Consider the following 21,804-nt stretch of genomic DNA (forward strand, 5'->3'; position numbering starts at 1 on the left):
CGTCCTCATCGCCGCGCGAGCAGCATGGCGTCGCCATAGCTGAAGAAGCGGTAGCCGTTGTCCACTGCGTGGCGGTACAGCGCCATCATGTGTTCATAGCCGGCGAAGGCGCTCACCAGCATCAGCAGCGTCGACTTCGGCAGGTGGAAGTTGGTGAGCAGCATGTCGACCTGGCGGAAGCGGAAGCCGGGCGTGATGAAGATCTCGGTGTCGCCGCTCGCCTGGCCGCTCTGCGCCCAGGACTCCAGGGTGCGGACGGTCGTCGTGCCCACCGCCACCAGCCGGCCGCCGCGCTGGCGCAGTTCGGCGATCGCCTGCTGCGTCGCTGCCGGCACTTCGTACCACTCGCTGTGCATGTGGTGGTCCGCGATGTTCTCGACCTTCACCGGCTGGAAAGTGCCGGCGCCCACGTGCAGGGTGACGCTGGCGCGCTGCACGCCGCGCGCTTCCAGTTCGGCCAGCACCTGCTGGTCGAAGTGCAGGGCAGCGGTCGGCGCGGCGACGGCGCCCGGGTTGCGGGCGAACACGGTCTGGTAACGCTCGGCGTCTTCCGCCGTGTCCGTGTGCGTGATGTAGGGCGGCAGCGGCACGTGGCCGTGGCGCTGCATCAGCGCGTGCGGCTCTTCGCTGAAGCCCAGGCGGAACAGCGGGCCGTCTTCCTGTGGCCAGCGACCGAGCAAGGTCGCCGTGAAGCCGCCGTCCATGCGCAGCACAGTGCCCACGGGGGGCTTCTTGCTGACCTTCATGTGGGCGACCACCTCGTGGCCGGGCAGCACGCGTTCGACCAGCAGTTCCAGCTTGCCGCCGGTGGGCTTCTCGCCGAACAGGCGGGCCTTGATCACCTGGGTGTCGTTGAACACCAGCAGGTCGCCGGCTTGCAATTGCGTCGGGAATTCGCGGAAGACCCGGTCCACGGCGGCGGGGCCGGTGCCATCGAGCAGGCGCGAGCCGCTGCGCTCGGTGGCGGGGTGTTGGGCAATGAGTTCGGGAGGCAGGGCGAAATCGAAATCGCCCAGGGTGAATTGGCGCATGCGTCGAGGGCCGGACGGACCCATACCGATGAGAGAAGGCAGAATTGTCCCATGGCAGAGACGAAGGCGTTGTCGGAACCGCAGAAAGCCCTGATCAAGCTCGGGCTCACGCGCGACATCGACCTCGCGCTGCATCTCCCGCTGCGCTACGAGGACGAGACGCGCATCATCCAGTTGCGCGATGCCCGCGAAGGCGACACGGTGCAGGTCGAAGCCACGGTCGTCGACAGCCAGGTGCAATACCGCCCGCGCCGCCAGCTGGTGGTGAAGGTCGACGACGGCAGCGACACCTGCACGCTGCGCTTCTTCAGCTTCTACCCTTCGCAGCAGAAGGCGCTGGCCGAGGGCGCGCGGCTGCGCATCCGCGGCGAGATCAAGGGCGGCTTCCTGGGCTGGTCCATGGTCCACCCGACGTACAAGCAGGCGGGCGGCGAGCTGCCGCAGGCGCTGACGCCGGTCTATTCCAGCGTGGCGAGCCTGCCCCAGCCTTACCTGCGCAAGGCGGTCGCTTCGGGGCTGGCGCGGGCCGACCTGTCGGAAACGCTGTCGCCAGACCTGCCGCCCGTGCCGGGCCAGGCCACGCGCTGGACCTTGAAGCAGGCCTTGCAGTTCCTGCACCATCCCACGCCCGATGTGTCGCTGGCGGCGCTGGAAGACCACAGCCACCCGGCCTGGCAGCGGCTGAAGGCGGAGGAACTGCTGGCGCAGCAGCTGTCGCAGCTGGAAAGCCGGCGCGAGCACGAGCTGCTGCGCGCGCCCGCCTTGCCCGCGCGTGCCGGCGGGCTGCACGAGCAGCTGCTGGCGGCCCTGCCCTTCCAGCTGACGGCGGCGCAGCGGCGCGTCGGCGAGGAGATCGCCGGCAGCCTGGCGCTGGCCGTCCCGATGCACCGGCTGCTGCAAGGCGACGTGGGTTCGGGCAAGACCGTCGTGGCGGCACTGGCCGCCGCCATCGCCATCGATGCCGGCTGGCAATGCGCCTTGATGGCGCCCACCGAAATCCTGGCGGAGCAGCACTTCCGCAAGCTGATCGGCTGGCTGGAGCCGCTGCTGGCGCCGCGCGGCCAGCGCGTGGCCTGGCTCACCGGCAGCCAGAAGAAGAAGGAACGCGCAGAGATGCTGGAGCTGATCGCTTCCGGCGAAGCGGCGCTGGTGGTCGGCACCCACGCGGTGATCCAGGAGCAGGTGCAGTTCCAGAAACTGGCGCTGGCGATCATCGACGAACAGCACCGCTTCGGCGTGGAACAGCGGCTGGCACTAAGGGGCAAGATGTCCGGGGAAGGCGGCGAACCGCATCTGCTGATGATGTCTGCCACGCCCATCCCCCGCACGCTCGCGATGAGCTACTACGCCGACCTGGACGTCTCCACCATCGACGAACTGCCGCCCGGCCGCACGCCCGTCGTCACCAAGCTGATCTCGGACAGTCGCCGCGATGACGTGATCGACCGCATCCGCGCCCTGGTCGCCGAGGGCCGCCAGGTCTACTGGGTCTGCCCGCTGATCGAGGAAAGCGAGACCCTGGACCTCACCAATGCCACCGCCACCCACGAGCAGCTGAGCGAAGCGTTGCCGGGCGTGCTGGTGGGCCTGCTGCATTCGCGCATGCCGACACCCGAGAAGAAGGCCGTGATGTCGCTGTTCAACGACGGCCACATGGGCGTGCTGGTGTCGACCACCGTCATCGAAGTGGGCGTGGACGTGCCCAATGCCTCGCTGATGGTGATCGAGCATGCCGAGCGCTTCGGCCTGTCGCAGTTGCACCAGCTGCGCGGCCGCGTGGGCCGCGGAGCCGCCGCTTCGGCGTGCGTACTTCTCTATTCAGCCGGCGACAGCGGCAGGGTCAGCGAGACAGGCCGGGCGCGCCTGAAGGCCATGGCCGAAACCGGCGACGGCTTCGAAATCGCCCGCCGCGACCTGGAAATCCGCGGCCCCGGCGAGTTCCTGGGCGCGCGGCAGTCGGGCGCCCCGCTGCTGCGTTTCGCGGACCTGGTGCTGGACGCACACCTGCTGGAATGGGCGAAGGAAGCCGCACCGCTGATGCTGGATCGCCACGCCGGACTGGCCCGGCTGCATGTGTCCCGTTGGCTCGGTGGAAAATCGGATTACCTCAAGGCCTGAACGGCCGCGAACAACGGAAGAAGGGCAGAAGCGGTGTTTCCGCGGCTGGCCCGTTTGACAACTGAAGTACACGGAGAAAGAAAGTGATGAATTCGAGGAGGGTGAAGCCACTCTTTGGGCGCCGTGCAGCGATGTGCGTGATCATGGGCGCCGCGCTATCGGCGATTGGTGGCTGCGCTACACGCGAAAAGCTGGCTCGCGCTGATCGCGAGGAGCAGATCGTGCTCACCGAGAAGGTGTCGTATGTGACGCACAGCATCAGCGGCGTTCGCTGGGAATACATTGCGCTTCCGGGGATCTACGTGGCCGAGCGCAAAGACGACCAAGGGGTCTACTTTTACGGGCCGGGCCGCTCCATCGTGGAGATCACGACGTTGCGGAACAATCTTCCGCATTTGCTGGTGGGAGGCATCTACCTCCCAAATGATCCTTCACGGCCGTCGCAGTTGGTCTGGGCTTTTGAAGGCAATCCCCAGACGACGGCCGACCTGGATGCGTACATGACTCAGCGGACCGTAGCGACTACCGCGCTGCCAGCGCTTCAGCCGGGTATCGGAGCCGGGGCTAACATTGTTGGGAATGTAGTAGGCGGTGCCGTTGTGGCAGGGATCATCGCGGCCGGCGAAGGTGAGCTCAACCGCATCGAGGTGAAAGACCCAGCATTGTCCGCAAAGCTGCGCGAAGGCCGTGGGCCCACCCGAAGTGCAGCTGCCGGCCAGCAATTGCCACAAGCGGTCAAGTAGGCGAGACGCCGCACAGCACCAACATCGACGTCGCTTCCGAGAGCCCCGAGCCCTGGAAGTGGCGCTGCCCAAGTCCGACCCCGCCGGCCCGCCAGGCCGGCGGCATGCCACGTTCTCAGGAGTGGTTTAGACGACAATCGGCCAGGACCATGACCCTGACCGAACTCAAATACATCGTCGCGGTCGCGCGCGAGAAGCACTTCGGCCGCGCGGCCGAGGCCTGCTTCGTTTCGCAGCCGACGCTGTCGGTGGCTATCAAGAAGCTGGAAGACGAGCTCGAGGTCAAGCTGTTCGAGCGCAGCGCCAACGAGGTCGCCGTCACGCCGCTGGGCGAGGAGATCGTGCGCCAGGCGCAGAGCGTGCTGGAGCAGGCGGCCGCCATCAAGGAGATCGCCAAGCGCGGCAAGGACCCGCTGGCCGGCCCGCTGAAGCTGGGCGTCATCTACACCATCGGCCCCTACCTGCTGCCGGACCTGGTGCGCCAGGCCATCGCCCGCACGCCGCAGATGCCGCTGATGCTGCAGGAGAACTTTACCGTGCGGCTGCTGGAGATGCTGCGCACCGGCGAGATCGACTGCGCCATCATGGCCGAGCCCTTCCCCGACACCGGGCTGGCCATCGCGCCGCTGTACGACGAGCCCTTCCTCGCCGCCGTGCCGACCACGCACCATTTGGCCGTGCACAAGACGATCAACGCCGAGGAGCTGAAGACGGAGACCATGCTGCTGCTCGGCACCGGCCACTGCTTTCGCGACCACGTGCTGGAGGTGTGCCCGGAGTTCGCGCGCTTCTCCAGCGATGCGGAGGGCATCCGCAAGAGCTTCGAGGGCTCCTCGCTGGAAACCATCAAGCACATGGTCGCCGCCGGCATGGGCGTGACCCTGGTGCCGCGCCTGTCGGTGCCCAAGGACGCCTTCGCCGCCAAGCCCAAGCGGCGCAGCGACGACCAGGCCTTCGTCAAGTACATCCCCTTCGAGGGCGAGCCGCCGAGCCGGCGCGTGGTGCTGGCCTGGCGGCGCAGCTTCACCCGCTACGAGGCGATCGCCGCCTTGCGCAACTCCATCTACGCCTGCGAACTGCCCGGCGTGAAGAGACTGTCATGAGAACCGATTCCGCCCCCGCACCGGCCACGCTGTACCAGCCGGGCATCCTCGAGCCCGTGCCGCCCGTGGCCCGCTACGTCACCTTCGCGCTGGCCGACGCCAGTGGCGGCCCGGCCGCCGTCAAGGAGGCGCTGGCGCGCCTGGCCCCGCTCGTGAACGGCAGCGACGTCGTGGTCGGCATCGGCCCGTCGCTGGTGAACGCGCTGGGTGCGCAGGTCCCCAACCTGCACGAATTCCCCGACCTGTCCGGCCACGGCGTCAAGGTGCCGTCCACGCCCGGCACGCTGTGGTGCTGGCTGCGCGGCTCCGACCTGGGCGACCTGCTGCACATCACGCGCAAGGTGCAGAAGGCGCTGGCGCCGGCCTTCGTCGTGCGGCACGTGACCGATGCCTTCCGCCATGCCTGGAGCGAAGGCGGCCACGGCCGCGACCTCACCGGCTTCGAGGACGGCACCGAGAACCCCGAGGGCGAGAAGGCCGAGGAAGCCGCTTTCGCCCACGGATTGGGGGACGGCCTGGACGGCTCCAGCTACGTGGCCGTGCAGCAGTGGCTGCACGACCTCGACGCCTTCGAGGCGCTGGAAGACCAGCAGCGCGACTTCCACTTCGGCCGGCGGCTGTCCGACAACGAGGAGCTGGAGGACGCGCCGGAGACCGCGCACGTCAAGCGCACGGCGCAGGAAAGCTTCGACCCCGAGGCCTTCGTGCTGCGCCGCTCCATGCCCTGGATGATGAGCATGCAGGCGGGCCTGATGTTCGTCGCCTTCGGCAAGAGCTTCTATGCCTTCGAGGCGCAGATGAAGCGCATGGCCGGCCAGGATGACGGCATCACCGATGCGCTCTTCAAGATCTCGAAGCCGGTGAACGGCTCCTACTTCTGGTGCCCGCCGATGCGCGACGGCCACCTCGACCTGCGCCGCCTGGGCCTCGGCACCGCGTGATGGCGCGCGGCAAGATCGCGCTGTACCTCGACCTGATCCGCTGGAACCGCCCGGCGGGCTGGCTGCTGCTGCTGTGGCCTTCGCTCTATGCGCTGTGGATCGCGGCCGGCGGCCTCCCGGGCTGGCACCTGGTGGCGGTGTTCGTGCTGGGGACCATCCTGATGCGAAGCGCCGGCTGCTGCGTGAACGACGTGGCCGACCGCGAGTTCGACAAGCACGTCAAGCGCACGGCGCAGCGGCCGGTGACCACCGGCGCGGTGTCGGTGCGCGAGGCGCTCGTGCTCGGCGCCGTGCTGGCGCTGCTGGCTTTCCTGCTGGTGCTGACGACGAACAGCGTCGCCGTCTACTGGTCGTTCGCGGCGCTGGCCGTCGCGCTGGCGTATCCCTATGCCAAGCGCTATGTGTCGATGCCGCAGGCGGTGCTGGGCGTGGCCTTCAGCTTCGGCATCCCGATGGCTTTCGCGGCGGTGCAGGCCACGGTACCCTGGACAGCGTGGATCCTGTTGCTGGGCAACCTGTGCTGGGTCCTGGCCTACGACACCGAGTACGCGATGGTGGACCGCGACGACGACCTGCGCATCGGCATCAAGACCTCTGCGATCACCCTCGGCAGCCTCGACGTGCCGGTGATCATGATGTGCTACGTCGCGGCCATGGCCGTGTGGCTGCTGGTGCTGCTGGGCCGGATCCCGATGGGCGTCATCATCCCCACGCTGCTGGTCGCCGGCGGCCAGGCGGTGTGGCACTACACGCTGATCCGCGAGCGCACGCGCGAAGGCTGCTTCAAGGCCTTCCGCCTGAACCACTGGTTCGGGGCGGCCTTGTTTGCGGGGACGGTGCTGGGTTACGCGGTGCGCTGAGGCGCCGTCCTCACGCGACGCGCTGCAGGTTCTGGCGCGTCGGGTCGGTGCGGTGGAAGGCGAGCAGGTTCAGGCCGAGGCCCTCGGTGATTACCTCGTAGCCGACTTCCTGCAGGTAAGCGGTCAGCGCGCGCAGGTCGGACTTGATGATCTCCGCCATCACGATCGGCTTGCAGCGCTGCAGCGTCTCGCGGGCGCCGCGCAGCACCTCCAGCTCCATGCCCTCGACGTCGATCTTCACGAAGTCGAGCCGTTCCAGCTCCAGCGAATCGATGTCCACCATCGGCGTGCTCACGCAGTCTTTCGCGTCGTACGAGACCTGCTGGCCGATGAACTCGGTGTTGCTGCGCTGGCGCACTTCCAGGCTGCCGTAGCTGCCGGGGCGCAGGTAGTCCGGCTTGGGCACGTCGATGAAGCCCTCGCACTCGCCCAGGGCCGACCAGCGCGCCGAAGCGTTGAAGCAGTTGTTGATGGCGAGGTTGCCGGCCAGCGCGTAGAACACGTATTCCTGCGCCTCGAAGGCGAGCACGCGGCCCCAGCCGTGCATGTGCCGCGCCCATTCGAGCGTGTGCACGCCGATGTTGGCGCCGCCGTCGATGGCCATCACGCCGGGCCCGAAATGCTGGCGCCGCAGGCTCAGGAGGTCGCGCACCAGCGCCACTTCCTCGGGGTCGAACGCGCTGGCGGCGAACAGCTGCGCGCCCACGCCGTAGACGCCTCCGGCGCTCGTTGCATGATCGTTGCGGTTGACGATCATGCTGCCGTGGTTGGTATTGGCGAGGACGTAGGCGACGGGGCGCAGCGGGGCAGTCATGCCTTCATGCTATCAGCTGCCGAACTCGTTCCCCAGTTCCTCGGCGCGCTTGCAGGCGGCATGCATCGCCTTGACGAATTCCGCCTTCACGCCGTCGCTTTCCATCGACGTGAGCGCCGCATAAGTGGTGCCGCCCTTGGACGTGACGCGTTCGCGCAACGTTTCCAGCGGGTCCTGCGAAGCCCGCGCCAGCTCGGAGGCGCCGGCAAACGTGCCGACCGCCAGCCGCCGCGCCTGCTCCGGCGCCAGGCCCAGCTCGGTGCCGGCTTGCGTCATGGCTTCCAGGAAATAGAAGACGTACGCGGGACCGGAGCCGGAAAGCGCGGTCACCGCGTCGAGCTGCGCCTCGCTCTGCACCCACAGCGATTCGCCGGTGGTGGCGATCACCTGCTCCACCCGCGCCTTGTCCGCGGCCGTGGCGGCGCTGCGCGCGAAGAGGGCGGTCATGCCCTTGCCCACCAGCGCCGGCGTGTTGGGCATGGAACGCACGATGCGCTCGGTTCCCAGCCACTTGGCGATGCTGTCGGAGCGGATGCCCGCCGCGACCGACAGGTGCAGCGCCTGCTGCACGTGCGCTTTCGCCTGCGCCGCCGCGTCCTTGAAGGTCTGCGGCTTCACGGCCCACACCACCAGGCTGCACGAAGCGAGCGTGGCGCCGGGCTTCTCCTCGGCGGCCACGCCGAACTGCGCCCGCAGCTTCTGCCGCTGTTCCGCGAAGGGCTCCACCACCGCGACCTGTGCCGCGGGCAGTCCCTGCTTCAGCAGCCCGCCGATGATGGCGCTGGCCATGTTGCCGCCGCCGATGAAGGCGATGCGATCCGTGTTCGTGTTTGCCATGTCTGTCAGTCCAGGTATTCGAAGGCGGCGAACTGCGTCACCTGCGAGGCGTTGAAGTTGTCATCGCTCACCGTCACCAGCGTGCGGCGGCCGTTGGCCAGGCGCGGGCCCCAGCACATGCCCTCGGTGTTGTCCAGGCGCGCGAGCCCCAGCTGCGCGAAGTCGGCCACCGGCTGCTTGGGCGCCGCGGTGAATTGTCCTGCATGGAGGCGCTCCTGCTGCAGCACGTCACTGCCCTGGCGCACGTCAATTTCGTAGATGCGCAGCGACATGCCGGTGCCGAAGGCGAACGAGCGCTCCAGCGCCAGCATGCGGTTCTCGTCCAGCATCAGGATCTCGCTGACGCCGTTGTCGGCGCCGCCGGGCAGCTTGGGCGCGCGCGGGATCGCATCGGGCTGGTAGGCGACCTGGCGGATCGCGCGGCCGCTCGCCACGTCGAAGGCGGTGAAGCGGCAGGCGCCGCCGCCGGAGTGCAGGCTGGGTTCGGCGCCATCCTGCTGCAGTGCGTTCTCCATCGCGACCCAGGCGGTGCGGCCATCGGGCGTGAGCGCCAGGCCCTCGAAGGTGAGGTTGTCGCGCGGGCCGGTGCCGGGCTTGCCGAAGTGCAGCAAGGGCGGCGTGTCGAAGCTGCGCTTGAAGCGGCCGTCCAGGCCGGCTTCGGTGATGGAGGGATTCGCACCGACGCGGTAGTCGCCTTCGCTGGTCCACAGCACGCCGCGGGCGCCGGGCAGCAGGCGGATCGCTTCCGGGTCCACCGTTTCGCCGCCGCTGCGGCGGCGCGGATAGGGCTGGCCGTCGGCGCCCCGCAAGGTGCTCACGCCCTGCACCTGCACCGCGATGCCGCGTTCGCTGATGTCCACGCCCAGCGTGTAGAAGCGCGCCGCCTGCAGTTCCGAGCGATCGTCGGAGATCGCGACCCAGGTGTTGGTGTCCGGGTCGAAGTCGATGCCGGACAAACCGCCGACCGTGGTGCCTTCGAACTGCATCTTGTGCGGCAAGGTCGCTTCGCCGAGCAGGCGCAGGCGGGATTCGCCAGCCACGGGGCGCGGCAGCGGCTGGGCGCAGGAGGCGAGGGCGGCGGCGCCCGCGGTGAAGAGCAGGCGGCGTCGTGAGAGGAAGAAGGCAGAAATCGGCATCAGCGCGCAGTCTAGCGGTGCAAGAATGGGAGCATGTTTCTCGGCATCGACCTGGGAACCTCCGAAGCCAAGGTGCTGCTGCTGGACGGGCAGCACCGGATCGTCGCGACCGCGTCGGAGCCGCTGGCGATCAGTCGCCCGCGCCCTGGCTGGAGCGAGCAGGACCCGGCCGACTGGTGGAGCGCCACCGACCGTGCCGTGCGCAAACTCGCCGCGACGCAGCCGCTGGGCGCGGTGCAGGCCATCGGCCTCGCCGGCCAGATGCACGGCGCCGTGCTGCTCGATGCGGCGGATGCCGTCCTGCGCCGCGCCATCCTCTGGAACGACGGCCGCAGCCAGGCCGAATGCGCGGAGATGGAAGCGGCGCTGCCGCGCCTGCGCGCGATCGCCGGCAACATGGCGATGCCCGGTTTCACCGCGCCCAAGCTGTGGTGGCTGCGCAGGAACGAGCCCGCGGTGTTCGATCGCGTTGCCACCGTGCTGCTGCCCAAGGACTGGCTGCGGCTGCGCCTGACCGGAGAGCGCATCAGCGATCTCTCCGACGCTTCCGGCACGCTGTGGCTGGACGTGGGCGCGCGCCGCTGGTCGACGGAGTTGCTGGCCGCCAGTGGCCTCGGCCTGCAACATATGCCGGCGCTCGTGGAAGGCAGCGCGCGTGCGGGCACCCTGCGCGCCGAAGTGGCGCAAGCCTGGGGACTGCGCGCCGGCATCCCGGTAGCGGGAGGCGGCGGCGACAACGCAGCCAGCGCGGTCGGTGTCGGCGCCGTGCGGGCCGGCCAGGGCTTCCTTTCGCTCGGTACTTCCGGCGTCATCTTCCTGGCGCAGGAGCGCTATGAGCCGCGGCCGGACAGCGCGGTGCACACCTATTGCCACGCGCTGCCGGGACTGTGGCACCAGATGGGCGTGATGCTGTCGGCCGGCAGCGCCTTGCGCTGGGCCTGCCGCTTGCTCGGAAGCACGGAGGCGGAATTGCTGGAGCGCGTCGCCGCGCTGGACGAAGCGGCGCTGGCCAGCGCGCCGTTGTTCCTGCCTTACCTCGATGGCGAGCGCACGCCGCACAACGACGCCGATGCGCGCGGCGTCCTGTTCGGCCTGACCGGATCGCACGACGCCGCCAGCGTCACCTATGCCGTGATCGAGGGCGTGGCCTTCGGCCTGCGCGATGGCTGGCAGGCGATGGGCGCGCCGGGCGTGGAGGCGCTCTCGCTGGTGGGCGGTGGCGCGCGCAGCGCGCTGTGGGCGCGGCTGCTGGCGTCGGCGCTGGACGTGAAGCTGCAGACCTGCGAAGGCGCGGAAGCCGGCGGCGCGTTGGGCGCGGCTCGGCTGGCCTGGCTGGCGGCCGGCGGCGACGCGGGCGAGGTCTGCCGGCCCTCGGCGGTGCGCGGGCGTTTCGAGCCGGATCCGGCGGTGCAGGCGCGGCTCGGCCCGCGCCATGCACGCTTTCGCACTCTCTATCCCGCCCTGAAGGACGCCTTCCGGCCGCCTGCAATACATTAGCGGGCCATGAAATATGTCCTCGCCCTCGACCAGGGCACCACCAGTTCGCGTGCCATCGTGTTCGACCGCAGCGGCCGGATGGTGGCCGTGGCGCAGCGCGAGTTCCGCCAGATCTTCCCCCAACCCGGCCGGGTCGAGCACGACCCGCGCGAGATCTGGGCGAGCCAGCACGCCGTGGCGCTGGAAGCGATCGAGCGCGCCGGCGGCAACGCCGCCGACTTCGCCGCCATCGGCATCACCAACCAGCGCGAGACCACGGTGCTGTGGGACCGCGCCAGCGGCCAGCCGGTGGCCAACGCCATCGTCTGGCAGGACCGCCGCACGGCGCCGCGCTGCGACCAGCTGCGGCAGCAGGGCCACGCCGCGCGCATCCAGAAGAAGACCGGCCTCGTCATCGACGCCTACTTCTCCGGCACCAAGCTCGAATGGCTCCTGGACCACGTGCCCGGCGCGCGCGAGCGAGCCGAGGCGGGCGAGCTGGCCTTCGGCACCATCGACAGCTGGCTGGTGTGGAACCTCACCGGCGGCCGCGTGCACGTCACCGACGCCAGCAACGCTTCGCGCACCATGCTGTTCGACCTGCATAAGCAGGACTGGGACGACGAACTGCTGAAGCTGCTGCGGATCCCGCGCGCGGTGCTGCCGCAGGTGGTGGCCTCGAGCGGCGTGATGGCCGAAAGCGAGCCGTCGCTGCTGGGCGCGGCGCTGCCCATCGCCGGCATGGCCGGCGACCAGCAGGCCGCCACCTTCGGCCAGGCCTGCTTCGCGCCCGGCATGGCCAAGAACACCTACGGCACCGGCTGCTTCATGCTGATGAACACCGGCGCCCAGCCGGTGGCGAGCCGCAACCGCCTGCTGACGACGGTGGGCTGGCAAGGCCCGCCCGGCGCGCACCGCACTTCCTATTGCCTCGAAGGCTCCGTCTTCATGGCGGGCGCCACCGTGCAGTGGCTGCGCGACGGCCTGCAGATCATCCAGTCCGCGCCCGAAATCGAATCGCTGGCCGCCCAGGTCGACGACACCGACGACGTCTACCTGGTGCCGGCCTTCACCGGCCTGGGCACACCGGACTGGGACGGCTACGCCCGCGGCACGCTGGTGGGCATGACGCGCGGCACCGGCCGGGCCTGCATCGCCCGCGCCGCGCTGGAGTCCATAGCTTTGCAATCGGCTGACGTGTTCGGCGCGATGACGCGCGATGCGCGCATCGCCTTGACCGAACTGCGGGTGGACGGCGGCGCCTCGCGTAACAATCTGCTGATGCAGATGCAGGCAGATTTCCTGGGCGTGCCCGTCGTGCGCCCGCAAGTGACCGAGACCACGGCGCTGGGCGCCGCCTACCTGGCCGGCCTGGCCACCGGCTTCTGGGCCGACGGCGACGAGATCGCGGCGCAATGGCAGGCCGAACGCCGCTTCGAGCCGCACCTGGCGGAAGCGCAACGCGTGGCCAAGCTCGCGCGCTGGCGCGAGGCGGTCGAGCGCGCGAAAGGCTGGGCCCGGGCCGGATGACAGCCGTTCGAGCAGACGCCGCTTCCGGGCGGCGCGAAGAATTGCTGGCGCGGCTGGCGCAGGGCGGCACCTGGGACCTGGCCGTGGTGGGCGGCGGCGCCACCGGCCTCGGCGTCGCGCTGGACGCCGCGGCGCGTGGCCTGTCGGTGGTCCTGCTGGAGGCCTATGACTTCGCCAAGGGCACGTCCTCCCGCGCGACCAAGCTGGTCCACGGCGGCGTGCGCTACCTGGCGCAGGGCAACATCAGCCTGGTGCGCGAAGCACTGCACGAGCGCACCACGCTGCTGAAGAACGCGCCGCACCTGGCGCAGCCGCTGGCCTTCGTGATGCCGTCCTACCGCCTCTGGGAGACGCCCTTCTACGGCCTGGGCCTGAAGGCGTACGACGCCCTGGCGGGCAGCGCCGGCCTGGGCTCCACCGAATTCCTGAGCCGTTCCGAGGCGCTGCGCCTGCTGCCCGGCGTGCGGGGCGACGGCCTGAAGGGCGGCGTCAAGTACTGGGACGGCCAGTTCGACGATGCCCGGCTGGCGCTGGCGCTGGCCCGCACGGGCGCCCGCAAGGGTGCCTTGATGGTCAATTACTGCCCGGTCACGGCGCTGCTGCACGAAGGCGGCAAGGTCGCCGGCCTCGCCTGCCGCGACGCCGAGAGCGGCCGCGAGTTCACGGTCCGCGCCAAGTGCGTGGTGAACGCCGCCGGCGTCTGGGTCGACCGCCTGCGCGAGCAGGACGGCGAAGCCATCGGCCGCAACGTCCGCCCGATCGTCGCGCCCAGCCAGGGCGTGCATGTGGTGGTGGACCGGGCCTTCCTGCCGGGTCAGCACGCGCTGATGGTGCCGAAGACGGCGGACGGCCGGGTGCTGTTCGGCGTGCCCTGGATGGGCAAGGTCATCCTGGGCACCACCGATACCCCGCGCTCCGACCTGCCGCGCGAGCCGCGGCCGTTCCAGGACGAACTGGAATTCATCCTGGGCGAATCGGCCCGCTACCTGGCCCGCGGGCCACGGCGCGAGGACGTGCTCAGTTGCTGGGTCGGCCTGCGGCCGCTTGTCAAGCCAGCCGGCGAGAACGGCGAGGCGACCAAGTCGATTTCCCGCGAGCACACGGTGCTGGTGAGCCACAGCGGCCTGGTCACCGTGACCGGCGGCAAATGGACCACCTACCGCGCGATGGCCGAAGACGTGCTGGAGAAATGCTTCGACGCCGGCCTGCTGCCGCGGCTGGCCGCCGGAGTGACGGCTGACTTGCCGCTGGTTGGCGCGCCTGGCCTGGGCAGCGCGCCGACGTCCATCGCCGCCGCTCCAGGACTGCATCTCTATGGAACCGAAGCGGCCGAGGTTGAGTCCATCCCTGGGCATGACCGGCATCTCGGCGGCGGGCTGACCGCCGCCATGGTGCGTTTCGCCGCCCGCCATGAATATGCGCGGACGGCGGAGGACGTGCTGGCGCGGCGGATCCGCCTGCTGTTCCTGGACGCCCGGCTGGCGGGCTCCCTGGCCGAGGAAGTCGGGGATCTGCTCAGGCAGGAAACCGGGGCCGATCCCCAGGTCCAGGCCTTCCGGGCGTTGGCGGCAACCTACGCCAGCCTGCCCGATTGAACCGGCCGTTTGACAAACGGCTGGAATCGGTCATAATCGCGGGCTCGCCTTTTTCGAGGCGGGTTTCTGCCCATTCGGAACTTTGGGGCCCTGCGGTCCCTCAAGTGACGGCGGGCCCAAGACTGCCCCGATGCTTGCGCGGATCGTCCGCCCAGGTTGTTCGGGTCAAGTTGGGAATATTGAAATGATCCAGACTGAATCTCGGCTCGAAGTCGCCGACAACACCGGCGCGAAGTCCGTCCTGTGCATCAAGGTGCTCGGGGGCTCGAAGCGTCGCTACGCCAGTGTTGGCGACATCATCAAGGTGAGCATCAAGGAAGCCGCGCCGCGCGGTCGCGTCAAGAAGGGCGAGATCTACAGCGCCGTGGTGGTCCGCACTGCCAAGGGCATCCGCCGTGGCGATGGCTCCCTCATCAAGTTCGACGGCAATGCCGCCGTGCTCCTCAACAACAAGCTGGAGCCCATCGGCACCCGCATCTTCGGGCCCGTCACGCGTGAACTGCGTACGGAGAAGTTCATGAAGATCGTGTCCCTGGCCCCGGAAGTCCTCTAAGGAACCGCCATGAACAAGATTCGCAAGGGCGACCAGGTCATCGTGCTGGCCGGCAAAGACAAGGGCAAGCGCGGCACGGTCAGCCTCCGCAAGGACGACGACCACGTGATCGTCGAAGGCATCAACCTGGTGAAGAAGCACACCAAGCCGAACCCCCTGAAGGGCACGACTGGCGGCATCGTGGAGAAGTCCATGCCTCTTCACCAGTCCAACGTGGCGATCTACAACCCCGCCACCGGCAAGGCTGACCGCGTGGGCATCAAGGTCGAAGGCGACAAGCGCACCCGCGTCTTCAAGTCCTCCGGCGAAGAAATCAAGGTGGCCTGAGCATGTCCCGTCTCCAAGAACACTACCGCACCAAGATCGCGCCCGAGCTGACTGCGAAGTTCGGCTACAAGTCGCCGATGCAGGTGCCGCGCATCACCAAGATCACGCTGAACATGGGCGTGAGCGAGGCCGTGGCCGACAAGAAGGTCATGGAAAACGCCGTCGGCGACCTGACCAAGATCTCCGGCCAGAAGCCCGTGGTGACCAAGGCCAAGAAGGCCATCGCCGGCTTCAAGATCCGCGAAGGCCAGGCCATCGGCACGATGGTGACCCTGCGCGGCGCCCGCATGTACGAATTCCTGGACCGCTTCGTCACCGTGGCCCTGCCGCGCGTGCGTGACTTCCGTGGTGTCAGCGGCCGTGCCTTCGATGGCCGCGGCAACTACAACATCGGCGTCAAGGAACAGATCATCTTCCCGGAAATCGAGTACGACAAGGTCGACGCCCTGCGCGGCCTGAACATCTCGATCACCACGACGGCCAAGACCGACGAAGAAGCCAAGGCTCTCCTCGCCGGCTTCCGTTTCCCGTTCAAGAACTGAGGTAGCAATGGCAAAGACTGCTCTGATCCAGCGTGAACTGAAGCGTGAAAAGCTGGTTGCCCAGTACGCGAAGAAGTACGAGGAACTGAAGGCCATCATCAACGATGCCAAGAAGAGCGACGACGAGCGCATGCAGGCCCGCCTGGCCCTGCAGAAGCTGCCGCGCAACGCGAACCCCACCCGCCAGCGCAACCGCTGCGAACTGACCGGCCGTGCCCGTGGCACCTTCCGCCAGTTCGGCATCACGCGCCACAAGATCCGCGAGATGGCCTTCAGTGGCGACATCCCCGGCATCACCAAGGCCAGCTGGTAAGCCAGGGCAGGAGAGACAGATATGAGCATGAGTGATCCCATCTCCGACCTGCTGACGCGTATCCGTAACGCGCAGATGGTCTCCAAGGCGACGGTGTCGGTGCCCTCTTCCAAGGTGAAGGTGGCCATCGCCCAGGTGCTGAAGGACGAGGGTTACATCGACGGTTTCCAGGTGAAGACCGAAGGCAGCAAGAGCGAGCTCGAGATTGCCCTGAAGTACTACGCCGGCCGTCCCGTGATCGAACGCATCGAGCGCGTGAGCCGTCCTGGCCTGCGCGTTTACAAGGGCCGCGACGCGATCCCCCAGGTCATGAACGGCCTCGGCGTCGCCATCGTGACCACGCCCAAGGGCGTGATGACGGACCGCAAGGCGCGCGCTACCGGTGTCGGTGGCGAAGTCCTGTGCTACGTCGCCTAAGGGAAGGATAGAGAAATGTCCCGAGTCGGAAAAATGCCGGTCGCCGTCCCCCAGGGCGTCGACGTGGCCATCAAGGAAGACCAGATCAGCGTCAAGGGCGCGGGCGGCACGCTGCAGCTCGCCCAGAACCGCCTGGTCAAGGTGAGCAACGAAAGCGGCAAGCTGACGTTCGCCCCGGTCGACGAATCGCGTGAAGCCAATGCCATGTCCGGCACCATGCGTCAGCTGGTGAACAACATGGTGACCGGCGTCACCAAGGGCTTCGAGAAGAAGCTGAACCTGGTCGGCGTGGGCTTCCGCGCCGCTGCCCAGGGCAACAAGCTGAACCTGCAGATCGGGTTCTCGCACCCGGTGAACATCGAGATGCCCCAGGGCATCACGGTCGCCACCGCGACCCCCACCGAAATCGTGGTGAAGGGCGCCGACCGCCAACGCGTCGGCCAGATTGCCGCCGAGATCCGTGCCGTTCGTCCGCCCGAGCCCTACAAGGGCAAGGGCATCCGTTATTCGGACGAAAAGGTCGTGATCAAAGAGACCAAGAAGAAGTAAGGAGCATGACGATGTTGACCAAGAAGGAACAGCGTCTGCGCCGTGCGCGCCAGACCCGCATCCGCATCGCCACGCAGGGCGTGGCGCGCCTGACGGTGAACCGCACCAACCTGCACATCTACGCGCAGCTGATCTCCGACGACGGCTCCAAGGTCCTGGCCTCCGCCTCGACCGCCGAAGCCGAAGTGCGCAAGTCGCTCGGTGGCTCCGGCAAGGGCTCCACCGTCGAAGCTGCGCAGCAGATCGGCAAGCTCATCGCCGAAAAGGCGAAGGCTGCCGGCGTCGAGAAGGTCGCTTTCGACCGCGCCGGCTTTGCCTACCATGGCCGCGTCAAGGCGCTGGCCGAAGCGGCCCGCGAAGCCGGCCTGCAGTTCTAACGGACACGGAAGCTCGAAATGGCAAAGATCCAAGCAAATAGGCAGGGCGACGGTCCGGAAGACGGCCTGCGCGAGAAGATGATCGCGGTGAACCGCGTGACCAAGGTGGTGAAGGGCGGCCGGATTCTCGGTTTCGCCGCGCTGACCGTGGTCGGCGACGGTGACGGCAAGGTCGGCATGGGCAAGGGCAAGTCGAAGGAAGTGCCGCTGGCCGTGCAGAAGGCGATGGAAGAAGCCCGTCGCAACATGACCAAGGTGACGCTGAAGAACGGCACCATCCACCACAGCGTGTACGGCCACCACGGCGCCGCCCGCGTGATGATGGCTCCGGCTCCCAAGGGTACCGGCATCATCGCCGGCGGCCCGATGCGCGCCGTGTTCGAAGTGATGGGCATCACCGACATCGTGGCCAAGAGCCACGGTTCGACCAACCCCTACAACATGGTCCGCGCCACCTTCGACGCGCTGAAGAACGCCACCACCCCCGGTGAAGTGGCGGCCAAGCGCGGCAAGTCGGTCGAAGACATCTTCACCGCATAAGAGGCAAAGCAATGGCTTCCGAACAAAAGAAGACCGTCAAGGTGCAGCTGGTGCGTAGCCCCATCGGCACCAAGCAGTCGCACCGCGACACCGTGCGCGGCCTGGGCCTGCGCCGGCTCAATTCCGTGAGCGAGCTGGAAGATACCCCGGCCGTCCGCGGGATGATCAACAAGATCGACTACCTGGTGAAGGTGCTGTAATGGAACTGAACACCATCAAGCCCGCAGAGGGCTCCAAGAAGGCGCGTCGCCGCGTCGGCCGTGGCATCGGTTCCGGCCTGGGCAAGACCGCCGGCCGTGGCCACAAGGGCCAGAAGTCCCGCGCGGGCGGCTACCACAAGGTCGGTTTCGAAGGCGGCCAGATGCCGCTGCAGCGCCGCCTGCCGAAGCGTGGCTTCAAGTCGCTGAACCTGCAGTTCAACGGCGAAGTGACGCTGTCGCAGCTGGAAGCCCTCGGCGCCGCCGAAGTCGACCTGCTGGCGCTCAAGCAAGCCAAGCTGGTGGCCCAGATCGTGAAGAACGTGAAGGTCATCAAGTCCGGCGAGCTGAAGCGCGCCGTCAAGCTGACCGGTATCGGCGCCACCGCCGGTGCCAAGGCTGCCATCGAGGCGGCCGGCGGTTCGCTGAACTAAACCGAAGAGGCACCCGCACTTGGCAACCGCAGCCCAGATCGCGAAGACCGGCAAGTTCGGCGACCTGCGTCGCCGACTGGTTTTCCTGCTGCTCGCCCTGGTGGTCTACCGCATCGGCGCGCACATTCCCGTGCCCGGCATCAACCCGGACCAGCTCGCGCAGCTGTTCAAGGGCCAGCAGGGCGGCATCCTGAGCCTGTTCAACATGTTCTCGGGTGGGGCGCTGTCGCGCTTCACGGTGTTCGCGCTGGGCATCATGCCCTACATCTCCGCGTCCATCATCATGCAGCTCCTGACGTACGTCGTGCCGTCGATGGAGCAGCTGAAGAAGGAAGGGGAGGCGGGCCGCCGCAAGACCACGCAATACACGCGCTACGGCACGTTGGGCCTGGCCCTGTTCCAGTCGCTCGGCATCGCCATGGCGCTGGAAGGCTCGCAAGGGCTGGTGATGAGCCCGGGCTTCGGCTTCCGCATGACCGCGGTGGTGAGCCTGACGGCCGGCACCATGTTCCTGATGTGGCTGGGCGAACAGATCACCGAGCGCGGTCTCGGCAACGGCATCTCCATCCTGATCTTCGCCGGTATCGCCGCGGGCCTCCCGCGCGCCGTCGGCGGGCTGCTGGAACTGGTGAACACCGGTGCGATGAGCATCCTGGTGATGCTGTTCGTGATCGTGCTGGTGGCCCTGGTGACGTACTTCGTGGTTTTCGTGGAGCGCGGCCAGCGCAAGATCCTCGTGAACTACGCGCGGCGCCAGGTGGGCAACAAGGTGTACGGCGGCCAGTCTTCGCACCTGCCGCTGAAGCTGAACATGTCCGGGGTGATCCCGCCGATCTTCGCGTCGTCGATCATCCTGCTGCCGGCAACGGTGGTCGGCTGGTTCGCGACCGGCGATAGCCTGCGCTGGCTGAAGGACATTGCTTCGACGCTGAGCCCCGGCCAGCCGATCTATGTCATGCTCTATGCGGCTGCGATCATCTTCTTCTGCTTCTTCTACACGGCCCTGGTGTTCAACAGCCGGGAAACCGCGGACAACCTGAAGAAGAGCGGCGCCTTCGTCCCTGGCATCCGCCCGGGCGAGCAGACCGCGAAGTACATCGACAAGATCCTGGCCCGTCTCACGCTGGCCGGTGCGCTGTACATCACCTTCGTGTGCCTGCTGCCGGAGTTCCTGATCCTGAAGTACAACGTGCCGTTCTACTTCGGCGGGACCTCGCTGCTGATCATCGTGGTGGTGACCATGGACTTCATGGCCCAGGTGCAAAACTATCTGATGAGCCAGCAGTACGAGTCGCTGCTCAAGAAGGCGAACTTCAAGACATCACTCGGTGGCTGATCGTGTCGAAAGACGATGTCATCCAGATGCAGGGGGAAGTGGTGGAAAACCTTCCCAATGCAACCTTCCGGGTGAAGCTGGAAAACGGGCACCTGGTGCTCGGACATATTTCGGGAAAGATGCGGATGCACTACATCCGCATCCTGCCGGGTGACAAGGTCACCGTGGAATTGACGCCCTACGACTTGTCGCGGGCACGGATCGTGTTTCGCGCCAAGTAATGACTAGGTGCCGGATCACAAGCGAAGCGGTGCTCGGGCACCTCTGACTAGGGATTTAGGAGAAAAGACATGAGAGTTTCGGCTTCCGTCAAGAAGATCTGCCGCAACTGCAAGATCATCCGTCGCAAGGGTGTGGTCCGCGTGATCTGCACCGACCCGCGCCACAAGCAGCGCCAGGGTTGATAGAGATTTAAAGGAACGAAGACATGGCACGTATCGCCGGCATCAACATTCCGCCGCACCAGCACACCGAAATCGGCCTGACCGCCATCTTCGGTATCGGTCGCACGCGCGCCCGCCAGATCTGCGAAGCGACGGGCATCCCGTTTTCCAAGAAGGTCAAGGACCTGACCGACGCCGACCTGGAAAAGATCCGCGACCAGATCGCCGAGTTCACCATCGAAGGTGACCTGCGCCGCGAAACCACGATGAACATCAAGCGCCTGATGGACATCGGCTGCTACCGCGGCTTCCGTCATCGCCGTGGCCTGCCCATGCGCGGCCAGCGCACCCGGACCAACGCCCGTACCCGCAAGGGTCCGCGCAAGGCCGCCCAGAGCCTGAAGAAATAATTCGGAAGAGAGTTAAGACATGGCCAAGGCTCCCGCCTCCAACGCCGCGCAGCGTGTGCGCAAGAAGGTCCGCAAGAACGTGAGCGACGGCGTCGCCCACGTGCACGCCTCCTTCAACAACACGATCATCACGATCACCGACCGCCAGGGCAACGCCCTGTCCTGGGCCTCCTCGGGCGGCCAGGGCTTCAAGGGTTCGCGCAAGTCCACCCCCTTCGCCGCGCAGGTCGCGTCGGAAGTGGCCGGCCGCGCCGCCATGGAGCAGGGGATCAAGAACCTCGACGTCGAGATCCGCGGCCCCGGCCCGGGCCGCGAGTCGTCGGTGCGTGCGCTGGGTGCGCTGGGCATCCGCATCACGTCGATCAGCGACGTGACGCCGGTCCCGCACAACGGCTGCCGCCCGCAAAAGCGTCGCCGTATCTAAGTAGTCGGAGGTGCCCGAGCAAGCGCGCTTCGCGCTCCTTGGTCCGGCACCTGGTTTCTAGAAAGCCCACCGCCGGCGGTGCACGTACCGCCGGCTCCTGCGCCATCCGGGCGCAGTAGTCATTTGAAGGAAAGTAAAAGTGGCACGTTACCTCGGCCCCAAGGCCAAACTCTCCCGCCGTGAAGGCACCGACCTGTTCCTGAAGAGCGCCCGCCGCTCCATCAGCGACAAGGCCAAGTTCGACAGCAAGCCTGGCCAGCACGGCCGCACCTCCGGCCAGCGCACCAGCGACTTCGGCCTGCAGCTGCGCGAGAAGCAGAAGGTCAAGCGCATGTACGGCGTGCTGGAAAAGCAGTTCCGCCGCTACTTCGCGGAAGCCGACCGCCGCAAGGGCAACACCGGCGCCAACCTGCTGTTCCTGCTGGAATGCCGCCTGGACAACGTGGTGTACCGCATGGGCTTCGGCTCCACGCGTGCCGAAGCGCGCCAGCTGGTGAGCCACAAGGCCATCACGGTGAACGGCCAGGCGGTCAACATCCCGTCCTTCCAGGTGAAGGCCGGTGACGTCGTCGCCGTGCGCGAGAAGTCCAAGAAGCAGAACCGCGTCGTCGAGGCCCTGCAACTGGCGACCCAGGTCGGCATCCCGGCCTGGATCGAAGTCAGCGTCGACAAGGCCGAAGGCACCTTCAAGAAGGTCCCGGATCGCGACGAATTCGGCGCCGACATCAACGAATCGTTGATCGTCGAACTGTACTCGCGTTAATTTTTTTAGTACCCGGCGAGAGGCATCTCGCACGGGCCCCAGCCTTACCGGTGTA

Annotated in this window: 28 protein-coding genes; 24 read left to right on the plus strand and 4 right to left on the minus strand. The window is 67.5% G+C overall.

Annotated elements, in window-relative coordinates; all coding sequences use genetic code 11:
• Window positions 1-5: 5 nt before the first annotated feature.
• Window positions 6-1,031: a tRNA preQ1(34) S-adenosylmethionine ribosyltransferase-isomerase QueA gene (queA, locus tag HHL11_RS34255; protein ID WP_240979996.1), complete on the minus strand. Its 1,026-nt coding sequence runs from the start codon at window positions 1,029-1,031 to the stop codon at window positions 6-8.
• 51 nt (window positions 1,032-1,082) lie between these two features.
• Between queA and recG the strand changes: the two genes are divergently transcribed.
• The 5 genes from recG to ubiA all read left to right on the plus strand — a co-directional run bounded on the left by recG (window position 1,083) and on the right by ubiA (window position 6,796).
• Window positions 1,083-3,149, plus strand: coding sequence for an ATP-dependent DNA helicase RecG (gene recG, locus HHL11_RS03700; RefSeq protein WP_240979997.1), 2,067 nt, complete (start codon window positions 1,083-1,085; stop codon window positions 3,147-3,149).
• Window positions 3,150-3,286: 137 nt separating this feature from the next.
• Entirely contained in the window at window positions 3,287-3,892 is a 606-nt protein-coding gene (locus tag HHL11_RS03705) for a hypothetical protein (RefSeq protein WP_169417093.1), read from the plus strand.
• 149 nt (window positions 3,893-4,041) lie between these two features.
• On the plus strand, window positions 4,042-4,995 hold the full coding sequence (locus HHL11_RS03710; protein WP_169417094.1) for a LysR substrate-binding domain-containing protein: 954 nt from the start codon (window positions 4,042-4,044) through the stop codon (window positions 4,993-4,995).
• Entirely contained in the window at window positions 4,992-5,936 is a 945-nt protein-coding gene (locus HHL11_RS03715) for a Dyp-type peroxidase (protein WP_169417095.1), read from the plus strand. Before HHL11_RS03710 ends, HHL11_RS03715 begins: the two co-directional genes overlap by 4 nt.
• On the plus strand, window positions 5,936-6,796 hold the full coding sequence (ubiA, locus tag HHL11_RS03720; protein ID WP_169417096.1) for a 4-hydroxybenzoate octaprenyltransferase: 861 nt from the start codon (window positions 5,936-5,938) through the stop codon (window positions 6,794-6,796). Before HHL11_RS03715 ends, ubiA begins: the two co-directional genes overlap by 1 nt.
• Window positions 6,797-6,806: 10 nt before the next feature.
• Here ubiA and HHL11_RS03725 read toward each other — a convergent pair whose 3' ends face one another.
• From HHL11_RS03725 to HHL11_RS03735, 3 genes are read right to left on the minus strand one after another with little or no spacing between them, the layout of a single operon-like run.
• Window positions 6,807-7,610 carry an FkbM family methyltransferase gene (locus HHL11_RS03725; protein WP_169417097.1) on the minus strand — a complete coding sequence of 268 codons (804 nt, stop codon included), beginning with the start codon at window positions 7,608-7,610 and terminating at the stop codon, window positions 6,807-6,809.
• Window positions 7,611-7,622: 12 nt separating this feature from the next.
• A complete protein-coding gene (gene proC / locus HHL11_RS03730; protein ID WP_169417098.1) occupies window positions 7,623-8,447 on the minus strand; it encodes a pyrroline-5-carboxylate reductase in 825 nt (274 codons plus the stop codon).
• A gap of 5 nt (window positions 8,448-8,452) precedes the next feature.
• Window positions 8,453-9,583, minus strand: coding sequence for an esterase-like activity of phytase family protein (locus HHL11_RS03735; RefSeq protein ID WP_169417099.1), 1,131 nt, complete (start codon window positions 9,581-9,583; stop codon window positions 8,453-8,455).
• Between the two features lie 33 nt (window positions 9,584-9,616).
• Between HHL11_RS03735 and xylB the strand changes: the two genes are divergently transcribed.
• The 19 genes from xylB to rpsD all read left to right on the plus strand — a co-directional run bounded on the left by xylB (window position 9,617) and on the right by rpsD (window position 21,749).
• Window positions 9,617-11,080, plus strand: coding sequence for a xylulokinase (gene xylB / locus HHL11_RS03740; protein ID WP_169417100.1), 1,464 nt, complete (start codon window positions 9,617-9,619; stop codon window positions 11,078-11,080).
• Window positions 11,081-11,086: 6 nt separating this feature from the next.
• On the plus strand, window positions 11,087-12,589 hold the full coding sequence (gene glpK / locus HHL11_RS03745; RefSeq protein ID WP_169417101.1) for a glycerol kinase GlpK: 1,503 nt from the start codon (window positions 11,087-11,089) through the stop codon (window positions 12,587-12,589).
• Window positions 12,586-14,184, plus strand: a complete 1,599-nt coding sequence (locus HHL11_RS03750) for a glycerol-3-phosphate dehydrogenase/oxidase (protein ID WP_169417102.1) — start codon at window positions 12,586-12,588, stop codon at window positions 14,182-14,184. The genes glpK and HHL11_RS03750 overlap by 4 nt, the downstream gene beginning before the upstream one ends.
• Before the next feature lie 184 nt (window positions 14,185-14,368).
• Entirely contained in the window at window positions 14,369-14,737 is a 369-nt protein-coding gene (rplN, locus tag HHL11_RS03755) for a 50S ribosomal protein L14 (RefSeq protein WP_169417103.1), read from the plus strand.
• A gap of 9 nt (window positions 14,738-14,746) precedes the next feature.
• Window positions 14,747-15,064 carry a 50S ribosomal protein L24 gene (gene rplX / locus HHL11_RS03760; RefSeq protein ID WP_169417104.1) on the plus strand — a complete coding sequence of 106 codons (318 nt, stop codon included), beginning with the start codon at window positions 14,747-14,749 and terminating at the stop codon, window positions 15,062-15,064.
• Between the two features lie 2 nt (window positions 15,065-15,066).
• Window positions 15,067-15,606, plus strand: coding sequence for a 50S ribosomal protein L5 (rplE, locus tag HHL11_RS03765; protein WP_169417105.1), 540 nt, complete (start codon window positions 15,067-15,069; stop codon window positions 15,604-15,606).
• A gap of 7 nt (window positions 15,607-15,613) precedes the next feature.
• A complete protein-coding gene (rpsN, locus tag HHL11_RS03770; protein WP_169417106.1) occupies window positions 15,614-15,919 on the plus strand; it encodes a 30S ribosomal protein S14 in 306 nt (101 codons plus the stop codon).
• 21 nt (window positions 15,920-15,940) lie between these two features.
• Entirely contained in the window at window positions 15,941-16,336 is a 396-nt protein-coding gene (gene rpsH / locus HHL11_RS03775; protein ID WP_169417107.1) for a 30S ribosomal protein S8, read from the plus strand.
• Between the two features lie 15 nt (window positions 16,337-16,351).
• Window positions 16,352-16,885, plus strand: a complete 534-nt coding sequence (gene rplF, locus HHL11_RS03780; protein WP_169417108.1) for a 50S ribosomal protein L6 — start codon at window positions 16,352-16,354, stop codon at window positions 16,883-16,885.
• 11 nt (window positions 16,886-16,896) lie between these two features.
• On the plus strand, window positions 16,897-17,262 hold the full coding sequence (gene rplR, locus HHL11_RS03785) for a 50S ribosomal protein L18 (RefSeq protein WP_169419901.1): 366 nt from the start codon (window positions 16,897-16,899) through the stop codon (window positions 17,260-17,262).
• A gap of 18 nt (window positions 17,263-17,280) precedes the next feature.
• On the plus strand, window positions 17,281-17,802 hold the full coding sequence (gene rpsE / locus HHL11_RS03790) for a 30S ribosomal protein S5 (RefSeq protein ID WP_169417109.1): 522 nt from the start codon (window positions 17,281-17,283) through the stop codon (window positions 17,800-17,802).
• Between the two features lie 11 nt (window positions 17,803-17,813).
• Window positions 17,814-18,002 (plus strand): 50S ribosomal protein L30, encoded by a 189-nt coding sequence (gene rpmD / locus HHL11_RS03795; RefSeq protein WP_169417110.1) that lies wholly within the window; start codon window positions 17,814-17,816, stop codon window positions 18,000-18,002.
• Window positions 18,002-18,433 (plus strand): 50S ribosomal protein L15, encoded by a 432-nt coding sequence (gene rplO / locus HHL11_RS03800; protein WP_169417111.1) that lies wholly within the window; start codon window positions 18,002-18,004, stop codon window positions 18,431-18,433. The genes rpmD and rplO overlap by 1 nt, the downstream gene beginning before the upstream one ends.
• 19 nt (window positions 18,434-18,452) lie before the next feature.
• Window positions 18,453-19,769, plus strand: coding sequence for a preprotein translocase subunit SecY (gene secY, locus HHL11_RS03805; RefSeq protein WP_169417112.1), 1,317 nt, complete (start codon window positions 18,453-18,455; stop codon window positions 19,767-19,769).
• 2 nt (window positions 19,770-19,771) lie between these two features.
• Window positions 19,772-19,990 carry a translation initiation factor IF-1 gene (gene infA / locus HHL11_RS03810; protein ID WP_169417113.1) on the plus strand — a complete coding sequence of 73 codons (219 nt, stop codon included), beginning with the start codon at window positions 19,772-19,774 and terminating at the stop codon, window positions 19,988-19,990.
• 69 nt (window positions 19,991-20,059) lie between these two features.
• Window positions 20,060-20,173, plus strand: a complete 114-nt coding sequence (gene rpmJ, locus HHL11_RS03815) for a 50S ribosomal protein L36 (RefSeq protein WP_011481465.1) — start codon at window positions 20,060-20,062, stop codon at window positions 20,171-20,173.
• A gap of 23 nt (window positions 20,174-20,196) precedes the next feature.
• Entirely contained in the window at window positions 20,197-20,562 is a 366-nt protein-coding gene (rpsM, locus tag HHL11_RS03820; protein WP_169417114.1) for a 30S ribosomal protein S13, read from the plus strand.
• A 19-nt stretch (window positions 20,563-20,581) separates the two neighbouring features.
• A complete protein-coding gene (gene rpsK, locus HHL11_RS03825; protein ID WP_169417115.1) occupies window positions 20,582-20,986 on the plus strand; it encodes a 30S ribosomal protein S11 in 405 nt (134 codons plus the stop codon).
• A 139-nt stretch (window positions 20,987-21,125) separates the two neighbouring features.
• Complete coding sequence (gene rpsD, locus HHL11_RS03830; protein WP_169417116.1) at window positions 21,126-21,749, plus strand: 30S ribosomal protein S4; 624 nt, start codon at window positions 21,126-21,128, stop codon at window positions 21,747-21,749.
• Window positions 21,750-21,804 lie beyond the last annotated feature (55 nt).

The sequence above is a fragment of the Ramlibacter agri genome (genome assembly GCF_012927085.1).
GTDB classification, from domain to species: domain Bacteria; phylum Pseudomonadota; class Gammaproteobacteria; order Burkholderiales; family Burkholderiaceae_C; genus Ramlibacter; species Ramlibacter agri.

Coding starts and splice junctions, on each gene's coding strand:
- rpsM (WP_169417114.1), top strand. CDS start 20,197: ATGGCACGTATCGCCGGCATCAACATTCCGCCGCACCAGCACACCGAA.
- rplF (WP_169417108.1), top strand. CDS start 16,352: ATGTCCCGAGTCGGAAAAATGCCGGTCGCCGTCCCCCAGGGCGTCGAC.
- rpmD (WP_169417110.1), top strand. CDS start 17,814: ATGGCTTCCGAACAAAAGAAGACCGTCAAGGTGCAGCTGGTGCGTAGC.
- rplE (WP_169417105.1), top strand. CDS start 15,067: ATGTCCCGTCTCCAAGAACACTACCGCACCAAGATCGCGCCCGAGCTG.
- proC (WP_169417098.1), bottom strand. CDS start 8,447: ATGGCAAACACGAACACGGATCGCATCGCCTTCATCGGCGGCGGCAAC.
- rplX (WP_169417104.1), top strand. CDS start 14,747: ATGAACAAGATTCGCAAGGGCGACCAGGTCATCGTGCTGGCCGGCAAA.
- HHL11_RS03715 (WP_169417095.1), top strand. CDS start 4,992: ATGAGAACCGATTCCGCCCCCGCACCGGCCACGCTGTACCAGCCGGGC.
- rpsH (WP_169417107.1), top strand. CDS start 15,941: ATGAGCATGAGTGATCCCATCTCCGACCTGCTGACGCGTATCCGTAAC.
- glpK (WP_169417101.1), top strand. CDS start 11,087: ATGAAATATGTCCTCGCCCTCGACCAGGGCACCACCAGTTCGCGTGCC.
- HHL11_RS03750 (WP_169417102.1), top strand. CDS start 12,586: ATGACAGCCGTTCGAGCAGACGCCGCTTCCGGGCGGCGCGAAGAATTG.
- HHL11_RS03725 (WP_169417097.1), bottom strand. CDS start 7,610: ATGACTGCCCCGCTGCGCCCCGTCGCCTACGTCCTCGCCAATACCAAC.
- HHL11_RS03735 (WP_169417099.1), bottom strand. CDS start 9,583: ATGCCGATTTCTGCCTTCTTCCTCTCACGACGCCGCCTGCTCTTCACC.
- rpsK (WP_169417115.1), top strand. CDS start 20,582: ATGGCCAAGGCTCCCGCCTCCAACGCCGCGCAGCGTGTGCGCAAGAAG.
- HHL11_RS03710 (WP_169417094.1), top strand. CDS start 4,042: ATGACCCTGACCGAACTCAAATACATCGTCGCGGTCGCGCGCGAGAAG.
- xylB (WP_169417100.1), top strand. CDS start 9,617: ATGTTTCTCGGCATCGACCTGGGAACCTCCGAAGCCAAGGTGCTGCTG.
- rplR (WP_169419901.1), top strand. CDS start 16,897: ATGTTGACCAAGAAGGAACAGCGTCTGCGCCGTGCGCGCCAGACCCGC.
- recG (WP_240979997.1), top strand. CDS start 1,083: ATGGCAGAGACGAAGGCGTTGTCGGAACCGCAGAAAGCCCTGATCAAG.
- queA (WP_240979996.1), bottom strand. CDS start 1,031: ATGCGCCAATTCACCCTGGGCGATTTCGATTTCGCCCTGCCTCCCGAA.
- rpsN (WP_169417106.1), top strand. CDS start 15,614: ATGGCAAAGACTGCTCTGATCCAGCGTGAACTGAAGCGTGAAAAGCTG.
- rpsE (WP_169417109.1), top strand. CDS start 17,281: ATGGCAAAGATCCAAGCAAATAGGCAGGGCGACGGTCCGGAAGACGGC.
- rpmJ (WP_011481465.1), top strand. CDS start 20,060: ATGAGAGTTTCGGCTTCCGTCAAGAAGATCTGCCGCAACTGCAAGATC.
- rplN (WP_169417103.1), top strand. CDS start 14,369: ATGATCCAGACTGAATCTCGGCTCGAAGTCGCCGACAACACCGGCGCG.
- rplO (WP_169417111.1), top strand. CDS start 18,002: ATGGAACTGAACACCATCAAGCCCGCAGAGGGCTCCAAGAAGGCGCGT.
- ubiA (WP_169417096.1), top strand. CDS start 5,936: ATGGCGCGCGGCAAGATCGCGCTGTACCTCGACCTGATCCGCTGGAAC.